24 protein-coding genes and 3 pseudogenes are annotated in these 24,567 nt (G+C 59.9%); 17 read left to right on the forward strand and 10 right to left on the reverse strand.

Annotation, left to right across the window (positions count from 1 at the left end):
* The 7 genes and pseudogenes from OU26_RS09510 to OU26_RS06990 form a co-directional block, all read left to right on the forward strand.
* Positions 1 to 721, forward strand: a pseudogene (locus OU26_RS09510) (IS21 family transposase); the annotation flags it as partial.
* Positions 721 to 1,524, forward strand: a complete 804-nt coding sequence (gene istB / locus OU26_RS06965) for an IS21-like element helper ATPase IstB (protein WP_237743834.1) — start codon at positions 721 to 723, stop codon at positions 1,522 to 1,524. The pseudogene OU26_RS09510 and the gene istB (OU26_RS06965), both read left to right, overlap by 1 nt.
* A gap of 315 nt (positions 1,525 to 1,839) precedes the next feature.
* Positions 1,840 to 2,685 (forward strand): amino acid ABC transporter substrate-binding protein, encoded by an 846-nt coding sequence (locus OU26_RS06970; protein ID WP_026646809.1) that lies wholly within the window; start codon positions 1,840 to 1,842, stop codon positions 2,683 to 2,685.
* Between the two features lie 24 nt (positions 2,686 to 2,709).
* Entirely contained in the window at positions 2,710 to 3,399 is a 690-nt protein-coding gene (locus tag OU26_RS06975; protein ID WP_026646808.1) for an amino acid ABC transporter permease, read from the forward strand.
* Positions 3,399 to 4,109, forward strand: coding sequence for an amino acid ABC transporter permease (locus OU26_RS06980; protein ID WP_026646807.1), 711 nt, complete (start codon positions 3,399 to 3,401; stop codon positions 4,107 to 4,109). The genes OU26_RS06975 and OU26_RS06980 overlap by 1 nt, the downstream gene beginning before the upstream one ends.
* A 53-nt stretch (positions 4,110 to 4,162) precedes the next feature.
* A complete protein-coding gene (locus OU26_RS06985; RefSeq protein ID WP_026646806.1) occupies positions 4,163 to 4,660 on the forward strand; it encodes an L-2-amino-thiazoline-4-carboxylic acid hydrolase in 498 nt (165 codons plus the stop codon).
* 15 nt (positions 4,661 to 4,675) lie between these two features.
* Positions 4,676 to 5,443 (forward strand): amino acid ABC transporter ATP-binding protein, encoded by a 768-nt coding sequence (locus OU26_RS06990; RefSeq protein WP_026646805.1) that lies wholly within the window; start codon positions 4,676 to 4,678, stop codon positions 5,441 to 5,443.
* Between the two features lie 109 nt (positions 5,444 to 5,552).
* Here OU26_RS06990 and OU26_RS06995 read toward each other — a convergent pair whose 3' ends face one another.
* Positions 5,553 to 6,614 (reverse strand): NAD/NADP octopine/nopaline dehydrogenase family protein, encoded by a 1,062-nt coding sequence (locus OU26_RS06995; protein WP_026646804.1) that lies wholly within the window; start codon positions 6,612 to 6,614, stop codon positions 5,553 to 5,555.
* A gap of 631 nt (positions 6,615 to 7,245) precedes the next feature.
* Between OU26_RS06995 and OU26_RS09715 the strand changes: the two are divergent.
* Positions 7,246 to 8,194, forward strand: a pseudogene (locus tag OU26_RS09715) (IS3 family transposase); the annotation flags it as partial.
* Between the two features lie 416 nt (positions 8,195 to 8,610).
* Here the strand turns inward: OU26_RS09715 and OU26_RS07005 are convergent.
* Both OU26_RS07005 and OU26_RS07010 read right to left on the reverse strand, forming a co-directional pair.
* Positions 8,611 to 8,886 (reverse strand): hypothetical protein, encoded by a 276-nt coding sequence (locus OU26_RS07005; protein WP_033499016.1) that lies wholly within the window; start codon positions 8,884 to 8,886, stop codon positions 8,611 to 8,613.
* Between the two features lie 14 nt (positions 8,887 to 8,900).
* Positions 8,901 to 9,170, reverse strand: a complete 270-nt coding sequence (locus OU26_RS07010) for a hypothetical protein (RefSeq protein WP_033499017.1) — start codon at positions 9,168 to 9,170, stop codon at positions 8,901 to 8,903.
* A 204-nt stretch (positions 9,171 to 9,374) separates the two neighbouring features.
* Here OU26_RS07010 and OU26_RS07015 point away from each other — a divergent pair, with 204 nt between their 5' ends.
* The gene (locus OU26_RS07015; protein WP_425338886.1) at positions 9,375 to 9,935 is read left to right on the forward strand and encodes a recombinase family protein; all 561 of its coding nucleotides are present in this window, start codon (positions 9,375 to 9,377) and stop codon (positions 9,933 to 9,935) included.
* A 364-nt stretch (positions 9,936 to 10,299) separates the two neighbouring features.
* The gene (locus OU26_RS07020; RefSeq protein ID WP_026646800.1) at positions 10,300 to 10,740 is read left to right on the forward strand and encodes a hypothetical protein; all 441 of its coding nucleotides are present in this window, start codon (positions 10,300 to 10,302) and stop codon (positions 10,738 to 10,740) included.
* Between the two features lie 9 nt (positions 10,741 to 10,749).
* On the opposite strand, the gene OU26_RS07025 is transcribed toward OU26_RS07020, so the two are convergent.
* From OU26_RS07025 to OU26_RS07050, 6 genes are all read right to left on the reverse strand, one after another.
* Positions 10,750 to 11,529: a GntR family transcriptional regulator gene (locus OU26_RS07025; protein WP_160257604.1), complete on the reverse strand. Its 780-nt coding sequence runs from the start codon at positions 11,527 to 11,529 to the stop codon at positions 10,750 to 10,752.
* Positions 11,530 to 11,543: 14 nt separating this feature from the next.
* Positions 11,544 to 11,885, reverse strand: a complete 342-nt coding sequence (locus OU26_RS07030; protein ID WP_026646798.1) for a P-II family nitrogen regulator — start codon at positions 11,883 to 11,885, stop codon at positions 11,544 to 11,546.
* Between the two features lie 102 nt (positions 11,886 to 11,987).
* A complete protein-coding gene (locus tag OU26_RS07035) occupies positions 11,988 to 13,373 on the reverse strand; it encodes an APC family permease (RefSeq protein ID WP_026646797.1) in 1,386 nt (461 codons plus the stop codon).
* A 141-nt stretch (positions 13,374 to 13,514) separates the two neighbouring features.
* Positions 13,515 to 14,414 (reverse strand): phosphotransferase enzyme family protein, encoded by a 900-nt coding sequence (locus OU26_RS07040; RefSeq protein ID WP_202805804.1) that lies wholly within the window; start codon positions 14,412 to 14,414, stop codon positions 13,515 to 13,517.
* Positions 14,415 to 14,523: 109 nt separating this feature from the next.
* Positions 14,524 to 15,315, reverse strand: a complete 792-nt coding sequence (gene ucpA / locus OU26_RS07045; protein ID WP_026646795.1) for an SDR family oxidoreductase UcpA — start codon at positions 15,313 to 15,315, stop codon at positions 14,524 to 14,526.
* Positions 15,316 to 15,349: 34 nt separating this feature from the next.
* On the reverse strand, positions 15,350 to 16,684 hold the full coding sequence (locus OU26_RS07050) for an aspartate aminotransferase family protein (RefSeq protein ID WP_026646794.1): 1,335 nt from the start codon (positions 16,682 to 16,684) through the stop codon (positions 15,350 to 15,352).
* 162 nt (positions 16,685 to 16,846) lie between these two features.
* Here OU26_RS07050 and OU26_RS10540 point away from each other — a divergent pair, with 162 nt between their 5' ends.
* The 7 genes and pseudogenes from OU26_RS10540 (at position 16,847) to OU26_RS07085 (ending at position 23,455) form a co-directional block, all read left to right on the forward strand.
* A complete protein-coding gene (locus OU26_RS10540) occupies positions 16,847 to 17,248 on the forward strand; it encodes a helix-turn-helix domain-containing protein (protein WP_237743831.1) in 402 nt (133 codons plus the stop codon).
* 48 nt (positions 17,249 to 17,296) lie between these two features.
* Positions 17,297 to 18,736, forward strand: a pseudogene (gene istA / locus OU26_RS09515) (IS21 family transposase).
* On the forward strand, positions 18,729 to 19,511 hold the full coding sequence (istB, locus tag OU26_RS07065) for an IS21-like element ISBad1 family helper ATPase IstB (protein ID WP_026646793.1): 783 nt from the start codon (positions 18,729 to 18,731) through the stop codon (positions 19,509 to 19,511). The pseudogene istA (OU26_RS09515) and the gene istB (OU26_RS07065) overlap by 8 nt, the downstream one beginning before the upstream one ends.
* Positions 19,512 to 19,654: 143 nt before the next feature.
* Complete coding sequence (locus OU26_RS10545) at positions 19,655 to 20,149, forward strand: IS3 family transposase (RefSeq protein ID WP_033499024.1); 495 nt, start codon at positions 19,655 to 19,657, stop codon at positions 20,147 to 20,149.
* 162 nt (positions 20,150 to 20,311) lie between these two features.
* The gene (gene istA / locus OU26_RS07075; RefSeq protein WP_026646792.1) at positions 20,312 to 21,712 is read left to right on the forward strand and encodes an IS21 family transposase; all 1,401 of its coding nucleotides are present in this window, start codon (positions 20,312 to 20,314) and stop codon (positions 21,710 to 21,712) included.
* Entirely contained in the window at positions 21,709 to 21,945 is a 237-nt protein-coding gene (locus OU26_RS10335; protein WP_026646791.1) for a hypothetical protein, read from the forward strand. Before istA (OU26_RS07075) ends, OU26_RS10335 begins: the two co-directional genes overlap by 4 nt.
* 244 nt (positions 21,946 to 22,189) lie before the next feature.
* On the forward strand, positions 22,190 to 23,455 hold the full coding sequence (locus tag OU26_RS07085; protein WP_026646790.1) for an IS110 family RNA-guided transposase: 1,266 nt from the start codon (positions 22,190 to 22,192) through the stop codon (positions 23,453 to 23,455).
* A gap of 349 nt (positions 23,456 to 23,804) precedes the next feature.
* Here the strand turns inward: OU26_RS07085 and OU26_RS07090 are convergent, their stop codons facing one another.
* The gene (locus OU26_RS07090) at positions 23,805 to 24,518 is read right to left on the reverse strand and encodes a PASTA domain-containing protein (RefSeq protein ID WP_026646789.1); all 714 of its coding nucleotides are present in this window, start codon (positions 24,516 to 24,518) and stop codon (positions 23,805 to 23,807) included.
* Positions 24,519 to 24,567 lie beyond the last annotated feature (49 nt).

The raw sequence follows: 24,567 nt of genomic DNA on the forward strand, positions 1-24,567 counted from the left end.
AACGGCACACCAGCGCTTGACAAAACACACTTCAACTCCAGGCTGCCGGACAGGTGCCTGGAGCTCGGCGGGAAACCCCACCACGCCAGGGACGAGGAGGAGGCGCTCCTGTTCGACGAGGACCGCGGGGCCCTGCTGCCCCTGCCCGCCAAGCGCTTCGACGTGGTCACGTGGAGGCGCATGAGGACCGACAAGTACGGCATGGTCACGCTCGACGGCAGGCACCGCTACTCCACGGACGCGTCCCACGCGCGGAGCGACGTGCTCGTCGGCCTGCGCCCTCGAGATAGAGATCCTCGACGTGGAGGGAACCTGCCTGGCCGCGCATTCGAGGGCGTACGGCCAGGCCAGCACCAGCAGCGAGGACCCGTCCATGCAGTTGGCGATGCTGTGCAACAGGCCGAACGCGTGGCGCAACAGCCTCGTGCGGCAGATGCTGCCCGACCCGTTGCGCGAATGGCTCGACCTGCAGGACGAGACGGCGAGGCGAGGCGCGTTGCAGACCCTCAAACGCGTGGACAGGGAATCCGGCTGGGCCGACGCGGTCGAGGCGATGCTCACGGCCCTTGAATCGACCGGCGGGGTCGGCAGGGCCGACGTCACGCTCCTCGCGGCCAGGCTCGCGGAGGGCGTGGAACGCGTCGAATACGAGGACGACAGGCCCGACCCGGGCGAATACGACATCGCCTTCACCACCACGGACGCGGAAGGAGCGCAATGATGGCCGCGAGGAAAGACGAGGGGCTCTACGCGAAGGCCAGGAGACTGTTCATATCCAAAGCGACGATGGACGATTTCACGGGCTGGGCCACGCCCCGGCAGACGGAGGCCGTGTCCAGGCTGTTCGACACGGAACTGGCCAACAGGGAACGCTCGAAACGCGAGCGTCTCCTGCGCCGCGCCAGGTTCCCCGTCGTCAAGGGCCTGGACGGCTACGACTTCTCGAACGTGAGGCTCCCGGACGGGTACGCGCTCGACGGCCTGCTGGACCTGGACTTCGTGCCCCGCGCGCAGGACCTGGTGTTCTACGGCAAGACCGGCAGGGGCAAGACCCACCTCGCGATCGGCCTGGGCATGAGGGCCGTGGAACGGGGCCTGAACGTGCGGTTCCACCAGACCGCGGAGCTCGTGCTCCAGCTCGGCAAGGCCAAACGCGACGGGAGCCTGGACGCGATGCCCGGGGACTTCGGCAGGGCCGACCTGATCATCCTGGACGAGTTCGGCTACGTGCCGTTCGACATCGACGGGGCCCGTCTGCTCTACCAGATCATCGCGGGCAGTTACGAGAGGCGGAGCATCGTGTCCGCCACGAACATCGAGTCCGGCAAATGGGGCACGATATTCGCGGACGACAAGCTCGCTGCCGCGATCATCGACAGGATCGTGCACCACGGACGCCTGCTCGAGTTCACCGGGCAGAGCCGCCGCGTCAGCGAGGCGCTCATGTTCGGCAGGACTCCCGCGGGGACCGCGTCCGGGTCCAAGGAGAAGACAAAGGAACCGGCCGGAGCGCTCCTTGACTAAAACCGAAAATTTTTCGTGACTAATCACGAAACGCCAACTTGACTAAATGCAAACCACCGGAATCCCTCGTGACGCTTCGAAGGCGGAGGGAACGAGCCTCTTTTGGGAATCCCGGCCGACGGCCTCCACGCGCGCTGCTGGGCGTCTCGGATAATGAGACAGGACGGGGTTATAACGCGTTATCATCCGGCGTCAATTCGCGTTTCTGACACGTCCTATAAACAAAACATATGGCCGAGGATTTTACATCCCCCACTTTCCCGGCGTACCGTCCTACGTCATATACGGTAACGCTTTCCGAAGAGAGGGAGACAAATGAGAAGGAACAAACTGTTCACCACGGTGGTCGCGGCGCTTGTGGCGGTCGGCTCGTTGGGTGCGCTGGCCGGATGCGGCACCGCGAACGCGAAGGAATCCGACAACGGGGTCAAGACCGTTAAATTCGTTCTCGAGTCCCAGGATCCGCCGTACTCCTACGCGGACAAGAACGGCAATCCGGCCGGTTTCGACCTCACCGTGCTTAAAGCCATCGACAAGAAGCTCGACAACTACAAGTTCGAATACAGCGTCGTCGACTACCAGACCGCGTTGGTCGGAACCAAGCAGGGCAAGTACGACGCCCTGATCGGCGCGTTCTTCGAGACCCCCGCCCGAGCCAAGCAGTATCTGCTCTCCAAGCCGTACAACTATTTCTTCATGAACCTCATCGTCCCGGAGGACAGCAAGATCGAGAGTCTGGAGGATCTTGATGGCAAGACCCTCGACCCGATTGTTCCGACAGACGGACGTTACGTGGCCATTCAGAACTGGCTCAAGCGCAATCCCGATGTCAAGATTGAGGTTCCCACCGTCACCAACCAGGAGACCTTCCAGGATATGTTCAACGCGGTGCATGACGGCACTTACGACGCGGTCTATCTGTCCAAGGCGCAGTACGACGGCGTGGCCGACACGCTCGGATACAAGCTCAAGGTGACCGATCCGGTGGACGCCGCGGGAACCGTGATCCTGTACAACAAGAAGAACGGCGAAGTTCAGAAGGCCATCGACGAGCAGATCGATGCCTTGATCAAGGACGGCACTCTCGGCAAGATCAGTGAGAAGTACTTCAAGCAGGACAACTTCCAGAAGGCCCGCGAGCTTGGCGCCTTCAAGGACTGACCCGACGGAACGAGGTGAAACGTCATGCCGTCCGACCTGTTGACGGGCGTGCTGCCCAGAATACTGCAGTACCTGCCGGCCACTTTGCTGTACTGGATCGTGCCGTCGGTGCTGGCCCTGTTCCTCGGCACACTGCTCTGCGTCGTCAGGGTCGGACGGCATAACATCCTCTACTGGCTCTGCACGGTGTTCATCTCGTTCTTCCGCGGCACCCCGGGGATTGTGCAGATTTACCTCGTGTTCTTCGGACTGCCGAAGGTGTTCTACCTCTTCGGATTGGACATCGACGACTGGGATCCCGGGGTGTTCTTCATCATCGCGACGGCCCTGAATCTTTCGTGCTTCATCTGTGAGACGTTGAGGGGAGGCTATCTGGGCGTCGACAGGGGACAGATCGAGACGGGGCTGAGCATCGGCTACAACCGAGTCCAGAACTTCATCCACGTCATCGCCCCTCAGACACTCAAAGTCGCGGTCCTCAACCTGAAGAATCTCGAGATAGACGTGCTCAAGGACACTTCGGTCGCCTACACGATTGGAGCCGTCGAGATCCTTGGTTCGGCCAAGGCGATCATATCCGCACAATACGGCACCGGACAGCTTTGGATACTAGGCCTCGTCGCGATTATCTACTTCGTGCTGTGCTCGTTGATAGAGGTCGGCTTCACCCTCGCCTCGCATCGCATGGAACGCTATGAAAGGAGGTATGCCTGATGGAACTCGACTATGATTTCATGGTCACGGACTTCCCCACCGTTTTGGCGGGATTGCCGAAGACCCTGATACTCACTTTTTGGTCGACGCTGTTCGCGCTGCTGATCGCCCTGATATTCGGATGCGTGATCCTGTCCAACGCCCCGGCGTTCAAACAGCTGGTGGTCGCCCTCAACACGTTCATCAAGGGCGTACCTCTTGCCGTGCAACTACTCTTCTGCTATTACGCGGTCCCGTTCGTGGCAAAATGGCTCGGTTCCATCGGCATCTATGACTTCAATCCACGGCACATCCCGTATTTCCCCGCGGCGGTAGTGGCGATAGCCTGCAATTTCGGCGCCTACATAACCGACGTGGTCGTCTCGTCGGTCAAGGCCGTGGACCGAGGCCAGATCGAAAGCGCGCAGTCCGTCGGCATGACTGGACTGCAGACGGCTCTGCACGTCATTGTCCCGCAGGCGGTTGTGATATCGCTGCCAAGCATGACCAACTACTTCATCTGGTTGTTGAAGGGCACGAGCCTGGCCTCGTTGATCAACGTGACCGAAATGCTCATCACCGCGCAGATCAGTGCCGCCGACGGATACCAGTACTTAGAGGCATACATCGATGCGGCGCTGATTTACTGGGTCGTGTGCGCGGCCATCGAATTTGGGTCGGAACGACTCTTCAAACGCGTGGGATTCTTCCTGAAGCCGGCACGCGCGTAAATATTGGACATTCAGACAGAACAATCAAACAAACCCAAGGAAGAAGGCCGATCATGGCATTCGAAAACAACACTCCTCATCTGCGCAACAAGACCGTCGACGCCACAAGAGAGATCTCGGAACGCCGCGCGGCGACCATCAGCAGGATGGTGGACGAGGCCGCGAAGCGAGGCCTCGACGACGAATTCGCGTACGATGCGGTAGCCGATTACGGAAGGGACAACGCCAAGGAATTCCGCAAGACCCTGAAAGATCCCGATTCATTCCAAGAGTTCATCGACAATTTCGGCACCGACCACAACCGTGAGATTTACGAGATGGAAACGGTCAAGAAGACCGACGACGAGCTCGAGATCGACTTCCACTACTGCCCGTACGTCACCCAGTGGGTACGCCAAGGAAAGAATCCGCAGCAAATTGCCCGCTTGTGCGAGATTGCTATGGCTGGCGACCACGCCTTCGCGGCCCAGTTCCCACATGTGAAGTTCTCCCTCGAAGGCACCATCGCAGACGGCAAGCCGGTATGTGTGTTGCGTTTCAAGAAGCAGTGAAAGGAAACAGGCTGTATGACTGGACATGATACCGGCGAAACGGTCGTTTCGCTGAAGGGAATCCGCAAGTCCTTTTCCGGGAACGAGATCCTCAAAGGCGTGGATCTGGAGGTGCGCAAAGGTGAGGTGCTGTCCATCCTTGGACCAAGCGGCTCCGGTAAGACCACGCTCCTGCGCTGCGTGAATGCCTTGGAAAGACCGGACGCCGGTATCGTCCGCGTCGATGGAACCACCATCGATTTCAGCGGCAAAGTGCCGAACAAGCAGATACTCGAACTACGCCGCAAGACCGCGATGGTGTTCCAGAACTACAATCTGTTCAAGAACAAGACGGTTCTGGACAACGTCACACAAGGTCTGACCGTCGTGCGTGGCGTCGCCAAGAACGAAGCCAGGGAAAGAGCGTTGAAGGCCCTGTCAAGCGTCGGGATGGACGGGTATGAGGACAGGTATCCGGTGCAGCTGTCCGGAGGACAGCAGCAGCGCGTCTCCATCGCTCGCGCTCTCGCGATTCGCCCGGACGTGATTCTGCTGGATGAACCCACTTCAGCCCTTGATCCCGAACTCGTCAGCGACGTCAACGATGTCATCACAAAAGTCGCCGGCACCGGTGTCACGATGATCCTTGTGACCCATGAAATCCGTTTTGCAAGGAATGTAGCGTCACGGGTCGTTTTCGTGGAACAAGGTAACATCATCGAGGAGGGAACCCCCGAACAGGTCATCGATAATCCCCAGTCACCCCGAATCAAGGAATTTCTCAGCAAGATGATGGCGAAATGACTTCCGACACGGGCAACGACCAAGCACGCCCCCGAATGGTTCATGCGGGGGCGTGCTTGTCTTTACCGCTCCTGTCCCACGGCCAATGGCGATGTGGAACAGGATCCCATCACCTCAATGTCTCGACCATTCCCATGTCGAATGATGGTCCGGCGAACGATTCGCCGAAATACATGCCGTAGATCGCGGACAGGGCCTCGCATGCGGGCACCCGCACATCCAGCAGACGCCCGAGTTCGACCAGCGGGCTGATGCCGAAGGGCACGTCCTCGTGGATAAACCGGTGCGAGACGTCCATCGGACCATGGACGTTCGTATACACCGGATTGTTCGAGAAGAGTTCCCGCAACGTCGCATAATGGCGTCCCCAGAACCTGTTGAGCTGCCTGACGATCGGGGTGTATCCGCATCCAAGCGCCTCCGCCAGGGATTCACGCTCGGCGTCGACGGCCAGGATGAGCCCCTCCGCTCTTTCCGTGAACCCGTCCACCAGCATCCTGTAGGAGGCGCCTTCCTCGATCCTCGTCATGTTCAGAAGGCACAGCGGGGCATGAATGATCGGATTGGGGGCAGCCAGGGAAGTGGCGAAGACGGACGCGTCATGGTGCACCTCACCGTACACGGTCCGCAGGAAGGAATCGATGACATGATCCACGTCATGGTCGGTCGCGTATGCGACCTCGATGGACGACTTGACGCCACTGACATGGACCGACACCGGAGAATCGCCGGTCCCGTCGAACGACGCCTGCGCCACATACGGCATCCCGGCCGCCTCGGCGATGGTCACGTCTTCCGGAACAACGTATTCCTCAGAGAAAGCCTGGTACGCCTCGTACGCGCCCCAATTGCCGTTGAATACGAGAATCCGCAAAGGCCGGCGAAGCGATTCCCGCCAGGCGCGTCTTATCGTTTCGAAGATTGCGCGGTGCGCGTTCGCCCACGCGCACACGATTACAAGATCGGCACCGGCCAGGACCTGAACGGCATCGTCGCTCGCCGGTATGTTCCAAGAACCATCCAGCACGCCAGTCGACCTGACCGCATGCGATTGGATTGTCCGCGCCTTACCGGTGTTACGCGTGTACAGCATCGGCTCGAAGCCAAGGGACGAAAGATGGATCGCCGTGGCCAATCCCGTGTTTCCCGCTGAGAATACCACTACCTTCATTGCGTTTCCTTCTTACTGTGAGACAATCAAAACCAATGGTATGTAGAAGGAAGCAGGGAAAACGCTTCGTCCGTTATACAAATTCCATATAAGGTATCACAGATACGAATCGCAACATCAGGCTCATGCTACCGACAGGGGGACGCTGACCAGTCTCAAATACAGAGCAACACGAGGCCATGACATGCAATTTGTCAGGAAGCCGCTACTATAGTCATACCACGTTTCAGCCTCGGCTCACGTATCCCATAGGCGGATGCTTCCTCCCATTGCGAATTCCAACACCGCATGGAATCATTTGATGATGCACAATCCTCCTCCAGAGATGCTGACTCTCCTAGCTTTTAGCAGTCCGTGGATTGCCTCCTCGAGGGCGTCATGTATCTTGTTGCTGAAACTCGTGAAACCATAAATCAGGTAGGCTTCGTCAAACAGCGAAAGGCCAAAAAAGACCGTCACGGAATCCAAGGAGCCATCCGCCAAGCCGACCGTGGTCCCAAACATGTCGGATGTGGCCGGCCTGGCGGACGCGCTGGCGTCGATGGAGAGGAGACTGGCGGAGATGCAGGCCCGCCTGGACGAGCTGGACGCCGGCATCGAGGCCAGACGGCGGACCGAACGCGAGCTCGACATCCAGATCGCGATCCGGAAGGGCACGTTGGAACTGTTGGGAAAAGAGCCGGGCGCAGCCCCGGAAAACCCGGCCAGCCGCGAGAAGACCCTCCTCGTCAAGACCGCTGGCGAGACGATGGGCGTGACGGCCAGGAGCCTGCTGCCCGTAGTGGGCATCGCGCGCAGCGCGTACCACTACCAGCTCGCCGCCATGAAACGGCCCGACAAGGACGCGCCGCTGCTGGAGCTCGTGCGCGAGGCGTTCGGGAACGGCGAACGCAGGCACGGATACAAACGCGTCCATCTGGAGCTGAAGAGCATGGGGATACGGGTGTCGGCGAAACGGGTCATGAGGCTCATGGCCAAGCATAGCCTGGTGCCCCTGTTCAAGAGCGCGAAACGGTACAGCTCGTACAAGGGCGAGCTGACCAAGGCGCCGAGGAACCTGGCGGACCGCGATTTCCACGCCGAGAGGCCGAACATGCTGTGGGTCACGGACCTGACTGAGTTCTCCATCCCCGCGGGCAAGGTCTACCTGTCGCCGGTCATCGACTGCTACGACGGCATGCCGGTGGCGTGGACGATCGGCACGAGCCCGAACGCCGCGCTGGCCAACCAGATGCTTTTGGACGCGTGCTCCACGCTCAAGGACGGAGAGAAGCCGGTCATCCATAGCGACCGTGGCTGCCACTATAGGTGGCCGGAATGGATCCGCATCTGCAAGGAGCATGATCTGACGCGTTTCATGAGCGCGAAGGGCTGCTCACCGGACAACGCCGCCGCCGAGGGGTTCTTCGGCAGGCTCAAGCAGGAGTTCTTCCACAAGCGCAGCTTCAGGGGCGTGTCGATGAACGGGTTCATCGGCATGCTGGACGACTACATGGTCTGATACCGGGACAAGAGGATCAAGACGGAGTCCGGACATGGGCATCATGGACCGGCGCAGGATGCTGGGTCTTGTGGCATGATTGGTGGTGATGGAATCAACGACGAGTCCAACAAAACGGCACCAGTCCCATCACGAAACGCCAACTTGACTAAATACAGCACGGCGAATCCTAAGGACGCCGAACGGGACGACGATGTGGCGTAGCTGCCTACCTCGCCGGACTGGTGGGTGCGTGTGTGCCTGCTCATCGGCGGCGTGCTGCTGTTCCTCGTATTGGCGTCCTTGGCATGGTGGAAACGGCGCGTGTCACGCTCCGTGACGTTCGTCCCGCGTCATTCACGGCGCCACGGTCCGCCACGAAAACGGTCGTGACGGACCGTGGCGTTGCCGGATCCCGACGACGTACGGCCTTCCGTTCCGGTCTCCGGGCCTGAGCGGGAAATCCGCGGATCGCGTGGTGCCACCATGCCCGGCGGACGGACGGCTTCGCCGTCCCTATGCGTGGGCGAGTTCGCGGGTCAGTGTGTCGCGCATGAACTGGCTGCGGGTCTCGCCCAGAGTCTTGGCTCGCGCGTCCAACGCGTTCCTCTGGGCCTTTGTCACCTTGAACGTGATGCTCACCAGCTCCTCGCCGTCGAGCGAGGGCCTGCCCTGCGGGCGTACGACCCATTCGCCCGGGGTTCCGGGGTACTCGCCGCGTTCGGCCTTGTCGGCCATGCGTTCGAAGTCCGCGTCGCTGAGGGTGATGCCGCCCTTGAGTTTGTATTCCATCGTGCGCTCCTTTCCTAAAGCTCCAGTTCCCTTGCCATCTTCCTGGTGAGCCTCATGGCGTGGTAGGCGATGAAATCTCCGTCCTCCTGCTCCGCCAGCAGCAGCTCGATCAGGTTGCCCGACTTGTCGGGGCCGGCCGCCGCGTAGATGCAGGGGATATCGAAGTTGCGGCGTCTGACCGCTGTGGCGTTGCGCCACGCGCATCGGATGTCCTCCTCCGACAGCCCGTGCTTCAGGGCTCGTGGCAGGATGATTACTTTGCCTTCCAATGGTTCTCCAGACATCGGATCCAACCGTCTTACTTTATTATAATACGATATCGTAGGACGATTTATGGAAAATCATGTTCCTAAAACGGACGTTTCCGGAACGGAGGACGGACCGGCCGCCGCGTCCGCGACACTCCGGCGGAAAGCGTTCCGAAACCCGTCCCGTAATCAGCGTTCCGGAACTCCGTGCCTGTGACGGGTAGTGGTATGGTCTGTGGCATGGCGAGCATGATTTACGGATACGCGAGGGTCAGCACCGGCGACCAGACCACCGACCTGCAGAAGGATGCGTTGGTGAAGGCGGGATGCGACCGGATCTTCACGGACGTGGCGTCCGGCGCGAAGGCGCACCGTCCGGAACTGGACCACATGCTCGACCTCCTGCGTGAAGGCGACACCGTCGTGGTGTGGAAGCTGGACCGTCTCGGCCGAAGCATGCAGAATCTGGTCGACCTGATGACCATGTTCGACGAGAGGGGAGTGCAGTTCCGCTCGCTGACCGAATCGATCGATACGAGCACTCCCGGCGGCACGCTCGTGTTCAACATCTTCGGATCGCTCGCACAGTTCGAGCGCGACCTGATCCGTGAACGCACCAGCGCCGGACTCGAAGCCGCGCGTGCCCGCGGCAGGAAGGGCGGACGTCCAGCCAAGCTCGATGAGAAGCAGGTCAAAGAAGTGCGGCGTCTGTATGGGGCTAAATCAGTGACTGTTAATCAGATTGCTGCGATGATGAACGTGGGGCGTTCTACCATCTATAGGTGTGTGAAAGATGAATAAGTAGCTCCAAATATCGAACGTTGATTCGTTGTGCTTGGGCTGCGATTGAATTACCGAATAATATCGGCTACAGCGGTGTTCAAACTATATCCAACTGGCCTCATTGACTCAAGTAAGTTCGGATCCGGTGTACAGGTGGCCCCCATTCATAATGTCTCCAAACCCCGCTCCATCATTGATTCGGGCACATTTATCTAATGTGATGAGTTTATTGTTATAGGGGGGAAACGTGTGATGCTCATCAAAATCCGCTATTGTACATGGAAAATCATTACTAGTTCCAATTACGTCTTCGGCTGATAGAAGCCTCCCTAAAAGTCTCTATCAGCTATTGGCGCACTGTTGTGATGGATAAATTGGCATTATGGATGTTTTAGTGCAGGACGAAGGCGAAAAGGGTGGTTCGGACGATGAGGTCTGGTCGTGGTGTCCAGTTGCCAATGTCGTGGACGCGCACGAGACCGGCCAGGACCATCACATCATGCACGGTACGAAGATATTCTCGGCCGGAACGAAGGTCTATATCTCCAGTGAGTGGGCGGATACGAGAACGATTGGCGGTTCGTTCAAGGTCATCGGTCGCGCGCGCAAAAGCCATCGCTTGGTCTGCGCGTGGCTGAGATGGGATCGTATGGAAAATGTGCGCTTGCGCAGGGTGTTCTCTCCGGCAGTGTTGAGGATTATGGCCAGGATGAGCAGGCAGACGGGTGAGGTCGATCCGTCAGGGTTCGTCTCCTGGTGGGGCAACAGCAACGAGGACCGCGACGGAATCATCCGCCGGTTCGGGCTAAAAGAGCATGAGTAGTGCACGCTTTTAAAGCGTCTTCGATGTTGTAAGACGTACTTTATTGGCCGGATAAGTGTCCTGCGACAGCACTACCGGATGGCCAGTGGAATCAAGCGCTCTGGAAAATACGCGCAACAGTGGAGCGCCTGTCTGCAATTTCAGATGTCGTATGCAACGGCCCATTCCCGGCACAACTTCGATGGATTCCTCGACAGTATGGATGTCGGCGCTGCAAACCGTTCTCAACAGTTGATAGATGGACCGGGTCAAATCCAGCTCTAGGAATGACGGATAGTCTCGCTGATTGATGTAGGTTTGCTCGTATGAGATGGGTTCTCCGTCAATCGTACGGGTTCGTTCGATACGCATCAGCTGGCTGCCGATAGATAAGCCGAAGCCCAGGCAAATGTTTTCTGGACATTCGCGCACATCAGCTTGGAGCACTGTCGTTTCGCATTTCAGCCCCTGTGAGGCAAGCATGATAGGCAATCCCGAAGCAGAGCCGCTAGATCTGTCTATCAGTCCTGCGGACTTTGTGACTATATCGATTCGTGATACCTGCGCGTGGGAAGCGATGTCTTTGATGATGACCGTTCCGCCACGGCCTGGAAAAGTCTTGATTTCGCCTTGGGTGCGCATGAGATTCAATGCGGCACGGATGGTGGCTCGAGAAGCAAACAGCGTTTCGGCAAGGGCACGTTCCGAAGGTAGTTTGTCTCCGATGGAAAGTTCCTTCTGTTCCGCAAGGAGATGGATGTCGCAAATGGCCCGGCGCACCGCCGGGCCTGGTGTTGTGTTAGCTGTCATGCACATAAGGACAGTTATAGTGCCTCGGAGTCTCTTTCGTTGGTGCGGATGCGCACGGCGCGTTCCACATTACGCACGAAAATCTTGCCATCGCCGAAACTGGAAGTGGCTAGTCTGTCGACGACCGCGTCGATGATTGCGTCCACCTGCTTATCCGGTACGACGGTGCGTACGCTGATTTTCGGCAGTAGGTTGACGCCTCGCTGCTCATCGCGCGTGTATACCTGCTTGAGGCCACGTTGATGTCCGTAGCCCATGACGAAGTCGACGGTGATGCCGCAACTGCTGCATTGGTCGAGGACGTGTTTGAGGGCTTCGAGTTTTTCGGAATTTATGATGAATTCGATTTCCTTCATGATGCTCCTTAGGAAGGTCGCCGACAGGGTATATGGGAAATGAGGCGGGGAGGCACCATGGTGTTGATGCCTCCCCTCAATGTGAATCAGGGAAAGAAAGAGCTAGTATTCGAGGACGCCTTCCGGAGTCTTCATCCACACGGTGGAGTTCTCTCCCCTGCCGTGCCATTTGACGAGCATGCACCCCCAGAGAACCAGGCCGACGGCCATGTATCCAGCGAAGCCGAGCCAAGTCTGAGTACCGATGCCAATGGTGCAGAAGAACGCCACGACGATAGAGATGATGAGCGATGCGATTTTCATGGCCATGCCACCAGGAGTGACGTACGGACGATCCCATTCGGGATGCTTAAGTGCGAGACGGATGGACGAAATGCTGGACAATGCGTAGCAGATGGCGCATGCGAAGGCCATCAAGTCGAAGAACGCGGTGATGGACTTCATGGCAAGGAATGCTACGGAAATGGCCAGAATCAGGATGTTTGGCAGGATGGGCTGTCCGTAACGGTTGCACTTGGAGAAGGACTTCGGCAGGAAGTTCTGTCGTCCCATCGCGAAGAGCATGCGGACCGCGGAGTACCAGAATCCAAGCACCGAGGTGCCGATTGGAAAGAGCACTCCGAAGATGCCGAGCAGTACCACAAACCAGCTCATGAAGCTCGCGCCGCCGAATGTCTGGCGTAACACTTCGAAAGTAATGAACGCAGAACCATCAAACGAGTAGGACGACCAGTTCATGCAGCCGGCGACTGCGAAGTAGAAGATGGCATAGATTGCGCCGCAAGTCAGTACGGAGCCGAGGATTGCCTTGCTCTGGCTCTTGATCGGGAAGGTTCCTTCCTCGACCATTGCCGGCACTGTTTCGAAACCAAAGTATGGGGTGATGAGGAACGCGCAGCCGATAATCCATCCGATGCCGGTTCCGTAATCGCTTGCTTTGGCGTTTGCGAAGAAATTGGTGAAGTTGGCGATATCCCAATGGCCGGAGAAGAAAAGCAGAAGGGAGGTCAGCACGATGCCGCCGATGGCGGTGAACAGCATGATGGTCTGCACACGTCCGGCCACCACGTTCTTGCATAGGCTGATTCCGCACCAGATGCACAGGCAGATGGCTCCCACGATGGTTGCCTTGGTGCCGGAAAGCGAGTTCCCTAAGAACTGGTAGTTCAGCCAGTCGAGGATGCCGAGCACGCCCGCGGCGGGAACTGCAAGCCAAGCGCACATGATGAGCCATGCGGACCAGAAGCCGGCATGCTTGTTAAGTCCTACCGTATTGAACACGAGGCATGATCCGGTGCTTGGCAACATGGTGGACAATTCTGCGTATACGAAGCCGATCGGAAGAATCATCGCGGTCATGAGAATGAATCCAAGGAAGGTGGCCGGACCGCAGTACGACAGGAAGATGCCGTCCCAGTAGCACATGAAGGTGAAGATGGCTCCCGTCGCCAGCGTGTAGACGTATAGGAGCCGGAGTGATCTTTTCAATCCTCCTGTGGGTTTTGTTGTGGTCGCGGCCGATGTTCTCGGCATTGTTTGGGTGGTCATGGTCTTTTTCCTCTCTTATGAATGAGTCTGCTTTCTATTCGATAGCTGTTGCTTTCTGTGTCGTACGGGTCTCCTTCCTGGTCATCCGAACAGTCGGAGGTAACGATCGGCGAGTTCCATGGTCCCTTCGGTGAATCCGACGGATAGGTCTTTGACTGGATCGGAGTCGAGGTGGCTTGCGATCCATGCCATGAGTTGCATACGCCGCATCATGATGAACGTGTCGATTTCCATGAAATCCGTGTCGGTGAATGGTAATACTTTACGGTATCCGTCGAGCCATGCGTTCACCAGATCGGGAACAATCTGTTTGGTCTCGATGAAGGATAGGGCACTGGCCAAGTCGTGTAGATGCCAGCCGAATCCGCAGTCATCGAAATCGATGACCTTGACCTGGTCACCTTCCACCAGCAGGTTGGAGACTCGTAGATCCGCGTGGATAAGACCGAAGTTCCGTTCATTACGCCCATACCGTTCGAGTCGTTTTTTGATGACGTGTGAGCAGCGGTCCAATTCGTGTTCGATTTCGGCAGTCAGGTCCGGCATCGCCTTCCACGGACCCCAGATCGCATGGTCGCCGATGATGGTGTCGTACGTCCATGTGCAACGCTTGAGACGTTTGGTGCCATTCCAGATTTCGGTTTGACGATGCAGATACGCGGTGGTCTCGCCAAGTGCTTCGTACTGGCGGACAGCGTTCTTCTCGTCATTTTCATCTGGTGATGCGCCTTCGAGGAATTCGCAGATTACGCAGTAATAGTCTTTGCCGTCGGGCCCTTTGACGATTTGGATGTTCGAGCCGTCCATGGCCTCCAATGGGTTGGCTACGAGCAATGGAGTGTAATCGTTAATCTGGCGCAGCCAAGCCATCTCACCTTGATATTCCTCCAACGTATGGTAACCGGGACGTCCCACGCGCAGCACGCCGTCCTTGCTACCGGTTTCGGGATTCACGACTAAGTAAGTTGCGTTCTCAGACAATTGAAGAAGACGTGCTTCGTCGGCCGCTCCAAATGGGTACCTACGGAGTGCCTGAGTGGCGACGTCATTGAATAAGCCAGTGTTCGCAAAGATCGACATAATGGCTCCTTCACTGTCCCATCGACGTTGTTTCCGGCAGCGTCGAGCCTCCGTCGATGACCATCTGCGTGCCGGTCAGGTAGCTTGCCTCATCACTTGCGAGGAACGCGCACAGTTCGCCACATTCCTCAGGAGTGCCGAGACGTCCCAGCGGAACCGCTGATGCGATTGCTTGAATGGCACGTTCCGGATTGTCGGGATCGGATTGGCGTGCCATGCCCTCGACCAGAGGTGTGCGGATATAGCCGGGACAAATGCAGTTCACACGTATGTTCTTGTCCGCGAACTCACGGGCGAGTGCTTTGGTCAAACCGACCAGAGCGGCTTTAGTGGTCGCGTATGCGGCCTCGCCTGGGTCGGCCACCATGTCTCCGGTTACCGACGAGGTGATGACGATCGCGCCGCCTCCTGCCGCGATGATGGACGGAATGACCGCTTTGCAGGCGTTCCATACGCCTTTGATGTTGACATCGATGTGGCTGTCGCGCCAAGAATCATCCTTAGTGAGGAAGTCTCCCAGCACGCAAATGCCGGCATTGCAGTCGAGCACATCAATACGACCGTATGCGTCGAGCGCGGCCTGGGCCAAGGCCTTGCAACTGTCGTAGTCGCTTACGTCACAGCGAACGCCTATTGCATCATATCCGTCACTGCGCAGCTCCTCAGCATATTTGAGCACATGTTCACCACGCGCTGCAAGCACTACTTTCGCGCCCTGCTGGGCAAACACTCTGGCGATGCCGGATCCGATGCCTTTGGATGCGCCGGTCACGATTGCGACTTTGCCTTCAAGCTTTCCCATTATTGTCTCCTTACGCTATGTACGATGTCGCCGGTCACAGCCCAAGCGCCGTGAGGGATTCTTCCAAGGCCGTCATGTAGCGGTTCACATCGGACTCGCTGAATACCAGCGGCGGACGGATCTTCATGATGTTGCCGTATGAGCCGCAGTTCGAGGTGAGGACGCGATGCTGACGCATCTGCTCGATAAGGCTCAGCACTTCGATGCTGAGTGGATCACCTGTTTCGGGATCGTCGAATTCGACTCCGATGTACAGGCCAGCGCCGCGCACGTCGGCGATGGACGGATGGTCTTTTGCAAGTTTCTGGAGTTCGTTTTTGAATAGAGCTCCCACACGATGCGCATTGCCCATGATGTCCTCGCCATCCATGACCTCCAAAGTGGCTTTAGCGGCGGCCATTGCGACGGGATTGCCGGCGAACGTGTTGAAGTATGGAATCTTGTCGTTGAACGTGTCGAGGATTTCGTGGCGAACCGCGGTCGCCGAGCAGGCAATGCCATTTGCCATCGGCTTGCCCATGGTCACGATGTCCGGAACGATGCCATGGCGGGCGAATCCCCAAAAGGCCTCGCCTGTACGACAGAATCCCGGTTGCACTTCGTCGGCAATGTAAAGGCCACCTTCCTCGTGGACTGCATCGGCGACCTTGGCGAGCCAACCCGGTTTGCCGGGGAAAATTCCATCGGATGAGAAAATCGAGTCGACCAGCAATGCCGCAAACTTGATGCCGTGCCTCTTCATACGTGCGATTTCCGCTTTCAACGCTTTGATCATGTAATCGCCGATTTCATCCTCGCCAATCGCGTGGGTGTCCGGCGTGGGAAGGATGCCGGCTTCGAGTGACAATGCTTGTCCTTTGCCGATGGATGGAGAAAAAGAGGAAACCAAATCCGTGTTGCCATGGTAGGCCTCGTTCGTAATGATGATGCCACGACCGCCGGTATAGTTTCGTGCGATGCGGATGGCCAGATCATTCGCTTCCGAACCGGTGCACTGATAGGTGATACGATCGATTTCCCTCGGCATCTTCGCGATGAGCGCTTCGGAATAATCGAGAATGGTCTCATGAAGGTAACGGGTGTGCGTGTTCAGCGTGGCGGCCTGTTTGGCGATCGCTTCGACTACATGCGGATGGCAATGACCTACTGAAACCACATTGTTATAGGCATCGAGATAGTCGTTGCCCTTTTCATCGAAAACGTGGCTACCTTCACCCCGAACGATTTCAACCGGGTCCTTATAGAACAGACGATAGCCCTTGCCAAGGATGCGGCGGCGACGAACCAATTCGCGTTTGTTCTCATCCAGTCCGTCAAGATTGGAATCATCGAATCTGTTCATGTCGAGAATCGTTGTCTTCTCAGCCATGATTCCTTCTTTCGCTCCATATTTTTCATGTGATGCGCTTAGGAATAAGTTCGAATTGTTTCTTACTGATGACGGAAAAATTGCTTTAAAGCATTTCAAACCAAAAAACAGACCAAAGGAGCTGCGGACGTTTTCTTGGAGACTGAACGAAAGGATTATGGTATGTCCGGTCCCGAGGAACGACGGTGCGCGGTGGACTTGTACTCCGCCACGCCGATGACCACGGCCCAGGTGGTGAGGCATCTGGGCCATCCGACCAGGCAGTGCCTGGAACGCTGGCTGGCAAAGGATCCCGGGCATGCCGGCCATATGGCGGAACCAATCATCCCACTGGAGACGAGGACCAAGGCAGTCGAACCGGTGCCGGGCGCATGCGCGGAAGCGGGCCGCAACTGCTCGGCGCGGGCGTCGGAGCTGTCCACAACCGGGTCAAGTGTTTATGGTCAAATAAACGTGTACGGCGTCACCACCAAATCTGAACGGCATGAGCGTTCATATTGGACACGGACGGCGGCCGGAAACGGCATCGGCGGAAGAAAAGCGCCGGTGCCGTACGGTTCCTGATAGATTCCCGAGTGCTAACAACCACACATGGTTCTCGGGAGGAAAGGAATGACGACACCGGTGCGTGTTCAACAGAGTATCAGGCAACTCGAGACGAAAGGCCTGACGCATACCCAGATAGCAAGGGAACTGGGCGTTTCTCGGACGACCGTGGTCAAGTACGCGACCCGCGACTATTCGCCGACGCCCACGGCGGGGAGGGAGGGAAGCCGGTCATTGGTAGTCGGCGAGTACGCGCGCAAGGCCGACGAATGGCTCGAGGCCGACCTGCGTATGCCGCGCAAGCAGCGGCATACCGCCCGGCGCGTGCACGAGCGGCTCGTGGATGAATGCGGTTTCGAAGGCAGCTACTCGTCGGTGCAGCGTTGGGTCAAGCGGTGGCGGCAACGCCACCGGGGGCGAGGCCGAGGGGTTCAGCGAGCTGGAATGGGCGCCAGGCAGCGCGCAGGTCGATTTCGGCCAGGCCCTGGCCGTGATCGCGGGCGTGGAACGGACCGTGCATTTCCTGGTGGTCTCGTTCCCGTATTCGAACATGCGGTACGTGGCCGCGCTGCCGGGAGAGACCGCGGAATGCGTGTGCCATGGACTGAACAGGGTGTTCTCCCATGCCGGCATGGTTCCCCGCGTGCTGGTGTTCGACAACGCCACCGGGGTCGGCCACCGCAGGGCCGACGGGACCGTCACCCAGACGAGGCTGTTCTCGCTGTTCTGCGCGCATTACGGCTTCGAGACGAGGTTCTGCAACCCCTATTCCGGTTGGGAGAAGGGAAGCACGGAGAACGCGGTCGGCTTCCTGCGCCGCAACCTGATGGTGCCGACGCCGTCCGCGGAGGGGTGGGACCGGCCCGCCGACGCGTGGCTGGAACGCTGCGACGGGCTCGCGCGCGGCGACCACTACCGCGAGGGCGTGCCGATCCGCGGCCTGTTCGAGACGGATCTCGACCACATGCTCCCGCTTCCGCCGTCCATGTTCGACGCGTGCGACTGGCGTGGCGTGAAGGCCGACGGGACCGGAACGGTCACGATCGACTCGAACCGCTACCTCGCGGGCCCGAAATGGCATTCCATGCGTCTCATGGCCGGCGTGCGGGCCCTGCGGGTCGAGCTGCGTTCCATGGACGGCGAGCCGATCGTCACGTTGGAGCGCAGGTGGGGGGCGGCCCCGATACGGCGATGGATCCGCTCTCGCTGCTCGCCATCATCGCATGCAAGCCGCGTTCGTGGGGAGAGAGCCCGATACGCTCCGAGTTCCCGGAGGAGACGCGCGCGCTGCTTGACCGGATGGAGCCGCGCGAACGCGGTCTGCTGGTCGACGACATCCGCCACGCTGCCGCCATGGCCGTCGCCGAGATCGCGGCCGCTGGCAGGAGGCCCGACAGGGCCGCGATCGACCAGACCGCCAGACGGCTCGCGCAGGGCGACGGCCCCGAATCGAGGGCCAGGCTCGACGCATACAGCAGGTTCATGAGGGAGGACCGTGATGAGTGAGACGACGGACACCGCGGCAGGCGGGCGCAGGGGCGGCCGGACCGTGAGCAAATCCACCCCGGACGAGGTCATGGGACTCGCATGCGGCCTGCCGTTGACCAGGAGCGTGCTGCGTTCCGTGGTCGCGGACGCCACACCCGGCCAGCTCGGCGTGCTGGCCGACCTGTTCAGGGCCGAGAACGCCAGCCGGATGGAATCCAGACGCGCCAGACTGATCAGGAGCGCGGGGTTCCCGTGCGTCAAGGGCTTCGACGGATACGACTGGGGCATGGCGTCGTTCCCCGCCGACTGGGGGCGCGAGCAGCTCATGGACCTCGGCTTCGTGGACCGGGCCGAGGACCTCGTGCTCTACGGCGATGTTGGATGCGGCAAGACGCACATGGCGATCGCCACGGGCATGCTGGCGTGCGAGAGGGGAATGCCGGTGGGGTTCTTCACCGCGTCGTCGCTGGTGATGCGGCTGCGGCGCGCGAGGGACGAGAACCGGCTCGACGCGGAACTGCGCGCGATAGGGCGCGCCAGGCTGCTGGTCGTCGACGAGCTGGGCTATCTGCCCATCGACATCGACGGGGCCAGGCTCCTGTTCCAGGTCATCGCGGATTCCTACGAGAAGCGGAGCGTGGTGTTCACCACGAACCTGGAGTTCGGACGGTGGGGCGAGGTGTTCGGAGACGGCGACATGGCCGCCGCGGTCATCGACCGTATCGTGCATCACGGAAGGATCGTCAGGTTCCGTGGCGAGTCGTACCGCAACAGCCACTCCCTGATGAGATAAACGAAAAGAGCGGAACCAACCCGGCCGCCGGTGACGGTGTCCATTTTGAACGCCGATGGTGTTCAGATTGACTGGTGACGACACACAGATTTATTTGACGAAAGACAGACCGTCCGCGCCCGACGTGTTCACTCAGCCCGATCATGCTTGCCCGCGTATCGCGCCGAGCAGCCGCCTACTGCCACCACGCCAGGCTCGGCGTTGACAAATACGCCGGGCTGCTTGTCCGGGTGGCCGAGGCGTTCGCCGCCTCCAAGGGAAGGTACGGGTACCGCAGGATCAGGGCCATGCTCCGAACCCGCGTCTCGGAGAAGGTGCTCCGCAGGATCATGGCCGAGGCCGGTCCGACGGCGCACGTGCCGAGACGACGGCGCTACAGTTCCTACGAGGGCGAGACGACGCCGGCTCCCGACAACCTCGCAGACCGCGATTTCATGGCTGGGATGCCGAACGGGAAACGACCCGCGGACATCCACCCGGGATCAAGGCCCGGGACGGGAAGGGCGTGCCTCTCGCCGCCGGTCGACTGCCACGACGGCAGGATCGTCGCGTACACGGCCGGTTCCGGTCCCGACGCCGGGCTCGCCGACAGGATGCTCGTCAAGGCCGCGGAATCACTGCCTGTGTCTGTTCAATAGAAGTTAGGCCGATGCGGCATAACTTTCCGGTCCGAAAAAGCGGTAGGAATTAGTCCGTTTCACCGAAATGGCGAGATGAAGGGCACCGGCCCGCCATAACCCGGCTATTTTCCCGAGTCGAGACACACCCGGCCGAACAAGGCCGCTCGGGAAAGGAAAGGAATGACGAAACCGGTGTCGATACAACAACGTATCAGGATTCTCGACGCACGGGGCGTGTCATGGCGCGAAATCGCCAGACGGCTTGGCGTGTCGAGGGATACCGTCAGGAAATACGCGACCATGGAGGACTGCTCCCTGAAGCCCGCGGTCAGGAAGGGACGGCGCTCCCTGATCGACGCGCATTCGGAGACGGTCGACTCGTGGCTGGCCGCGGACAGGCTCATGCCCCGCAAGCAGCGCCACACCGCCAGGCGCGTGTACGACAGGCTCGTCGAGGAGGAGGGCTTCCGGGGCTCCTACTCGTCGGTGCAGCGCTACGTGAGGAAGTGGCGCGAGGGGCACCGGCCCGACGGCGACGGGTACCTCGAGCTCGACTGGCGCGCCGGGGCCATGCAGGTCGATTTCGGCGAGGCCGTCGCCACGATCGGCGGCGGGGACGTCAAGGTCCACTGCCTGGTCGCCACGTTCCCGCACTCGAACATGCGCTACGTGGCGGCGATGCCGGGCGAGAACGCGGAATGCGTGTGCGAGGGGCCGGCCCGGATCTTCGACCACATCGGCATGGCTCCCCGCGTGCTGGTGCTCGACAACGCCACGGGAGCCGGCCACCGCGTCGCGTGGAACAAGGTGACAGTGGTGCGCGTGTTCGCCATGTTCTGCGACCACTACCGGCTCGAGACGAGGTTCCGCAACCCGTATTCCGGGAACGAGAAGGGGTCCGTCGAGAATGCGGTCGGCTTCCTGCGCCGCAACCTCATGGTCCCCAAGCCCAACGCGGAGAGCCGCAGGCAGCCGGCGAGGCACCTGCTGTCGAGGTGCGACGCGATCGCGGATTCGGACCACTACCGCTCCGGCAGGCCGATACGCGAGCTGTTCGACGAGGAGCGCGGGGAGCTGCAGCCGCTGCCGCGCGCGCGTTTCGACGCGGTCGAATGGGTCGAGCGCAAGGCCGACAAGGAGGGCAACATCCAGATCGGCTCGGTCCGCTACCTCGCGGGCCCGTCATGGCGCGGATGGACGCTGCTCGCAGGCCTTCGAGCCTTCGAGGCGGAGATCCGCACCGCCGACGGCAGGCACGTGAACACCCTTCCACGCTCCTACGGGAACGGCGGCCCGACGGTCAGGAACCCCGCCACGCTGCTGCCCGCGCTTGCCCGCAAGCCCAACGCGTGGAACGAGTCGCCGTTGCGCGGCGAGCTTCCCGACGGGCTCGCCGCCCACCTCGACGCCCTGGATCCCAGGGCGAGGCGGCGCGAGCTGACGATGCCGCACAGGGCCAGCCTGCTCGCCCTGGCCAGGCGGGTCGCGCAGGGCGACCCGCCCGACGCGGACGACGGGGCCGGCAGGCTCGCCGTCTACGACGCGTTCAACAACCCCGGCGGGAAAGGAGGCGAATCATGACGAAGGCATCGCGGACCGCGGCCGACACCAGACGCAGGCGCGCGTCCACGGGCAGGATGATGGACGAGATCATGGAGCTCGCGAGGAGCCTGCCCCTGACCAGGCAGGTGCTCGCGGACAGCCTGGAGGCCGCGACCCCGGCCCAGATGGAGTTCATGCTCTCGTGGATGAACGAGGAGCTGGCGTCAAGGGGGCGGTCGTTGATAATGGTTATACCGGTTTCCTATCAGTGATAATGGTATATGACGGCCGGGGCGGTGACCCCCGATTTGACTGACGCCATCGGTTTCGGTGACTGTCCTTATTTTGATTTGTCCCGCCGCGGCCGCCGACCCGTGGGCCATGGATGCATGACCTCATAGGAGCGTGGCCGCTCCCATCGAATCCCGCAAGAGTCATGGTAGCGTGTCCCGTCAACGTCCTGTCTGCGCCGCAGGCCCCGGGAGGCATCCGAACGCATGGAAAGGAACGACGACGATGACGCCTCCGAACGGAATGGTGTGGGCTGGGATCGATACCCACACGGACACGCACACCATCGCATTGCTTGACGAAAGGGGAAGGCCGTTGGGCTCCGAAACGTTCGCGGCGAACCCGGACGGATACGACAGACTGATCGACATGCTGCCCGGGCCGGGCGCGGTCGCGGCCGTGGGTGTGGAGGGCACGAACTCGTTCGGCGCGGCCCTGGCCCGCAGGCTCGCGGCCGCCGGATACGAGGTGCGCGAGGTGCTGCGTCCCAAGCGCAACGTGCGCCGCAGGAACGGCAAGTCCGATCCCATCGACGCGGTCGCCGCCGCCCGCAGCGTCATGGCCGGCGACGACGCCGGCCCGCCGAAAAGCTCGGACGGCTGGGTCGAGGCATTGCGCCACCTCAACGCCCAACGCGCCCAATTGGTGTCGGCGATGACGGCGATTTCCAACTCGACCAACGGCTTGCTCGTCACCGCTCCGGAGCCCGTCAGGGAACGGTACCGGGGATTGAAGGGCGGGGCCCGTATGAACAGACTCGCCGAGTGCAGGCCCGCCGGCGGCCTGGTCGAGCATAGCGCGCTGGTCGCGCTGAAATCCGCCGCCAAGGCATGGAAGGCGCTCAAACGGCAGTCGGGCCTCTTGGAGGAGCGCATGCGCGCGATCCTCGAGGAGCACGCGAGACCGTTGCTCGACATGTACTGCGTGGGCACCGTCATCGCCGCGGCCCTGGCCATCGTCGCCGGCGACAACCCCGAACGCATCCGGAGCGAAGCCGCGTTCGCCAAACTCTGCGGCGCGTGCCCGCTGCCCGCATCCAGCGGCAGGACCAGCAGGCACAGGCTCAACAAGGGCGGCAACCGCCAGGGCAACGTGGCGCTGCGCCGCATCGCCATCGTCCGCCTGCGATACCACCAACCCACCAGGGACTACGCCGCCAGGAAGACCCGCGAGGGCAAAGGCAAGCTCGAGATCATCCGCTGCGTCAAACGGTTCGTCGCCCGCGAGGCGTACCGGGCGCTCATCGCCATACGCAACGGCGGGAACGGACGCGGGACCTCGGGCGAACGCGGCGCCAGGCTGCGCGAACTGCGCATGAACCATGGCATCACCCAACAGCAGGTCGGCGAGGCGCTATGCGTGCCGTCCAGCCGCATCAGCGAAATCGAACGAGGTAGACGAGACCTGCCCGAACTCGAACAACGGGCCATCCAATGGATTCACTCCATCACCGACCCAAAACAACACGCCCAAACACTTGACAATGTATAGGAGCATCGTTGCTTGGAATAGGGCGGAGACTCCGTATGGCAGAGCAGAGGTGGTGACGTTTTCTTGGACTTCCCGACCGGGAGGAGAACCCCCTATGGCGAAGTGCAGCAAGGAGCAGCGTGACAGGGCAGTGACCGTATCTAGCGTCTTCTGTGCCATGGCGTCGGCGTCGATTTTGGACGTGTCTGTTTCCGCCTCCCCGGTTTGAATCGCTTTCTCGACTATAGACGTATAGGTCTTCGGTAGGTGTTTCCCGCCTGTGAAATTCCGTTTCTTTCAGGGGACCACCATGATGGAAGTTTCATACGCCAATATCGCGACGTCTGACGTACCAGCAACGATGACGAGGTCAGCTTATCCATCTGAGTCTGCCGTCCGAGGCTTCCTGGCATGTCAGGATATTGTCTGATCTGTCGGATATGGCGGTATCACCTTCCGTGGAACAGAACGCTCCGCCATGGGCCTCCTGTCCGCTTGCGTCGCGTTCTTGCTGCTGTTCCTCGTGACGCCGCTTATCTCTATAGTCTTCGACTATTATTGCGGGAAGATTATCGGCATCTCCGTCCGAGACGCTTTTCACGTAATACTGGGAATAATCTCCCATTGCGCCACCGACGTAGATGTAGTCGCAGCCTCTTTCCAATCCTGCCGACCGCAGTTTTTCGAAGGCCTCGTCCCATGGGTCGTTCACCGCGACGAGATTCGAGATGGTGCGGGTCCGGTCCTTGTGGACGGTGAGCCGCACATGGGTGTCGGTGCTGACCCCGGTCTTCCCGTTGTGGGGATTCTGGCTGGCGATGTGGTATCCAGTCTGGTCCAGCCTGACTGTGGATTCGGTACCATCGTTCTCCTCGACGGCTTCCACATCTGTCCAACCTTCCCCATGGAGCGTGGCGATGGCTTTCTCGAGACTCATGTGTCTGAGGTCCGGCATTTCCTTGTATTCGGGAGCCGTGTATTCGGATGAGGAGGACGATGGGCTTTCATCCTCCATTTCGGAGCACGCGTTAAGCATGCCTGCTGTGATAAGGACGATGACCACACCTGTCAATAGTTTCTTCATACGATTCATCCTTCTCCATTGCAGAATGCTGTTCCACAATTCTATCGTG

Source organism: Bifidobacterium ruminantium DSM 6489 (genome assembly GCF_000770925.1).
In the GTDB taxonomy this organism is placed as follows: Bacteria; Actinomycetota; Actinomycetes; order Actinomycetales; family Bifidobacteriaceae; genus Bifidobacterium; species Bifidobacterium ruminantium.

Coding starts and splice junctions, on each gene's coding strand:
- istB (WP_237743834.1), top strand. CDS start 721: ATGGCCGCGAGGAAAGACGAGGGGCTCTACGCGAAGGCCAGGAGACTG.
- OU26_RS06970 (WP_026646809.1), top strand. CDS start 1,840: ATGAGAAGGAACAAACTGTTCACCACGGTGGTCGCGGCGCTTGTGGCG.
- OU26_RS06975 (WP_026646808.1), top strand. CDS start 2,710: ATGCCGTCCGACCTGTTGACGGGCGTGCTGCCCAGAATACTGCAGTAC.
- OU26_RS06980 (WP_026646807.1), top strand. CDS start 3,399: ATGGAACTCGACTATGATTTCATGGTCACGGACTTCCCCACCGTTTTG.
- OU26_RS06985 (WP_026646806.1), top strand. CDS start 4,163: ATGGCATTCGAAAACAACACTCCTCATCTGCGCAACAAGACCGTCGAC.
- OU26_RS06990 (WP_026646805.1), top strand. CDS start 4,676: ATGACTGGACATGATACCGGCGAAACGGTCGTTTCGCTGAAGGGAATC.
- OU26_RS06995 (WP_026646804.1), bottom strand. CDS start 6,614: ATGAAGGTAGTGGTATTCTCAGCGGGAAACACGGGATTGGCCACGGCG.
- OU26_RS07005 (WP_033499016.1), bottom strand. CDS start 8,886: ATGGAATACAAACTCAAGGGCGGCATCACCCTCAGCGACGCGGACTTC.
- OU26_RS07010 (WP_033499017.1), bottom strand. CDS start 9,170: ATGTCTGGAGAACCATTGGAAGGCAAAGTAATCATCCTGCCACGAGCC.
- OU26_RS07015 (WP_425338886.1), top strand. CDS start 9,375: ATGGCGAGCATGATTTACGGATACGCGAGGGTCAGCACCGGCGACCAG.
- OU26_RS07020 (WP_026646800.1), top strand. CDS start 10,300: ATGGATGTTTTAGTGCAGGACGAAGGCGAAAAGGGTGGTTCGGACGAT.
- OU26_RS07025 (WP_160257604.1), bottom strand. CDS start 11,529: ATGACAGCTAACACAACACCAGGCCCGGCGGTGCGCCGGGCCATTTGC.
- OU26_RS07030 (WP_026646798.1), bottom strand. CDS start 11,885: ATGAAGGAAATCGAATTCATCATAAATTCCGAAAAACTCGAAGCCCTC.
- ucpA (WP_026646795.1), bottom strand. CDS start 15,315: ATGGGAAAGCTTGAAGGCAAAGTCGCAATCGTGACCGGCGCATCCAAA.
- OU26_RS07050 (WP_026646794.1), bottom strand. CDS start 16,684: ATGGCTGAGAAGACAACGATTCTCGACATGAACAGATTCGATGATTCC.
- OU26_RS10540 (WP_237743831.1), top strand. CDS start 16,847: ATGTCCGGTCCCGAGGAACGACGGTGCGCGGTGGACTTGTACTCCGCC.
- istB (WP_026646793.1), top strand. CDS start 18,729: ATGAGTGAGACGACGGACACCGCGGCAGGCGGGCGCAGGGGCGGCCGG.
- OU26_RS10545 (WP_033499024.1), top strand. CDS start 19,655: ATGCTTGCCCGCGTATCGCGCCGAGCAGCCGCCTACTGCCACCACGCC.
- istA (WP_026646792.1), top strand. CDS start 20,312: ATGACGAAACCGGTGTCGATACAACAACGTATCAGGATTCTCGACGCA.
- OU26_RS10335 (WP_026646791.1), top strand. CDS start 21,709: ATGACGAAGGCATCGCGGACCGCGGCCGACACCAGACGCAGGCGCGCG.
- OU26_RS07085 (WP_026646790.1), top strand. CDS start 22,190: ATGACGCCTCCGAACGGAATGGTGTGGGCTGGGATCGATACCCACACG.
- OU26_RS07090 (WP_026646789.1), bottom strand. CDS start 24,518: ATGAAGAAACTATTGACAGGTGTGGTCATCGTCCTTATCACAGCAGGC.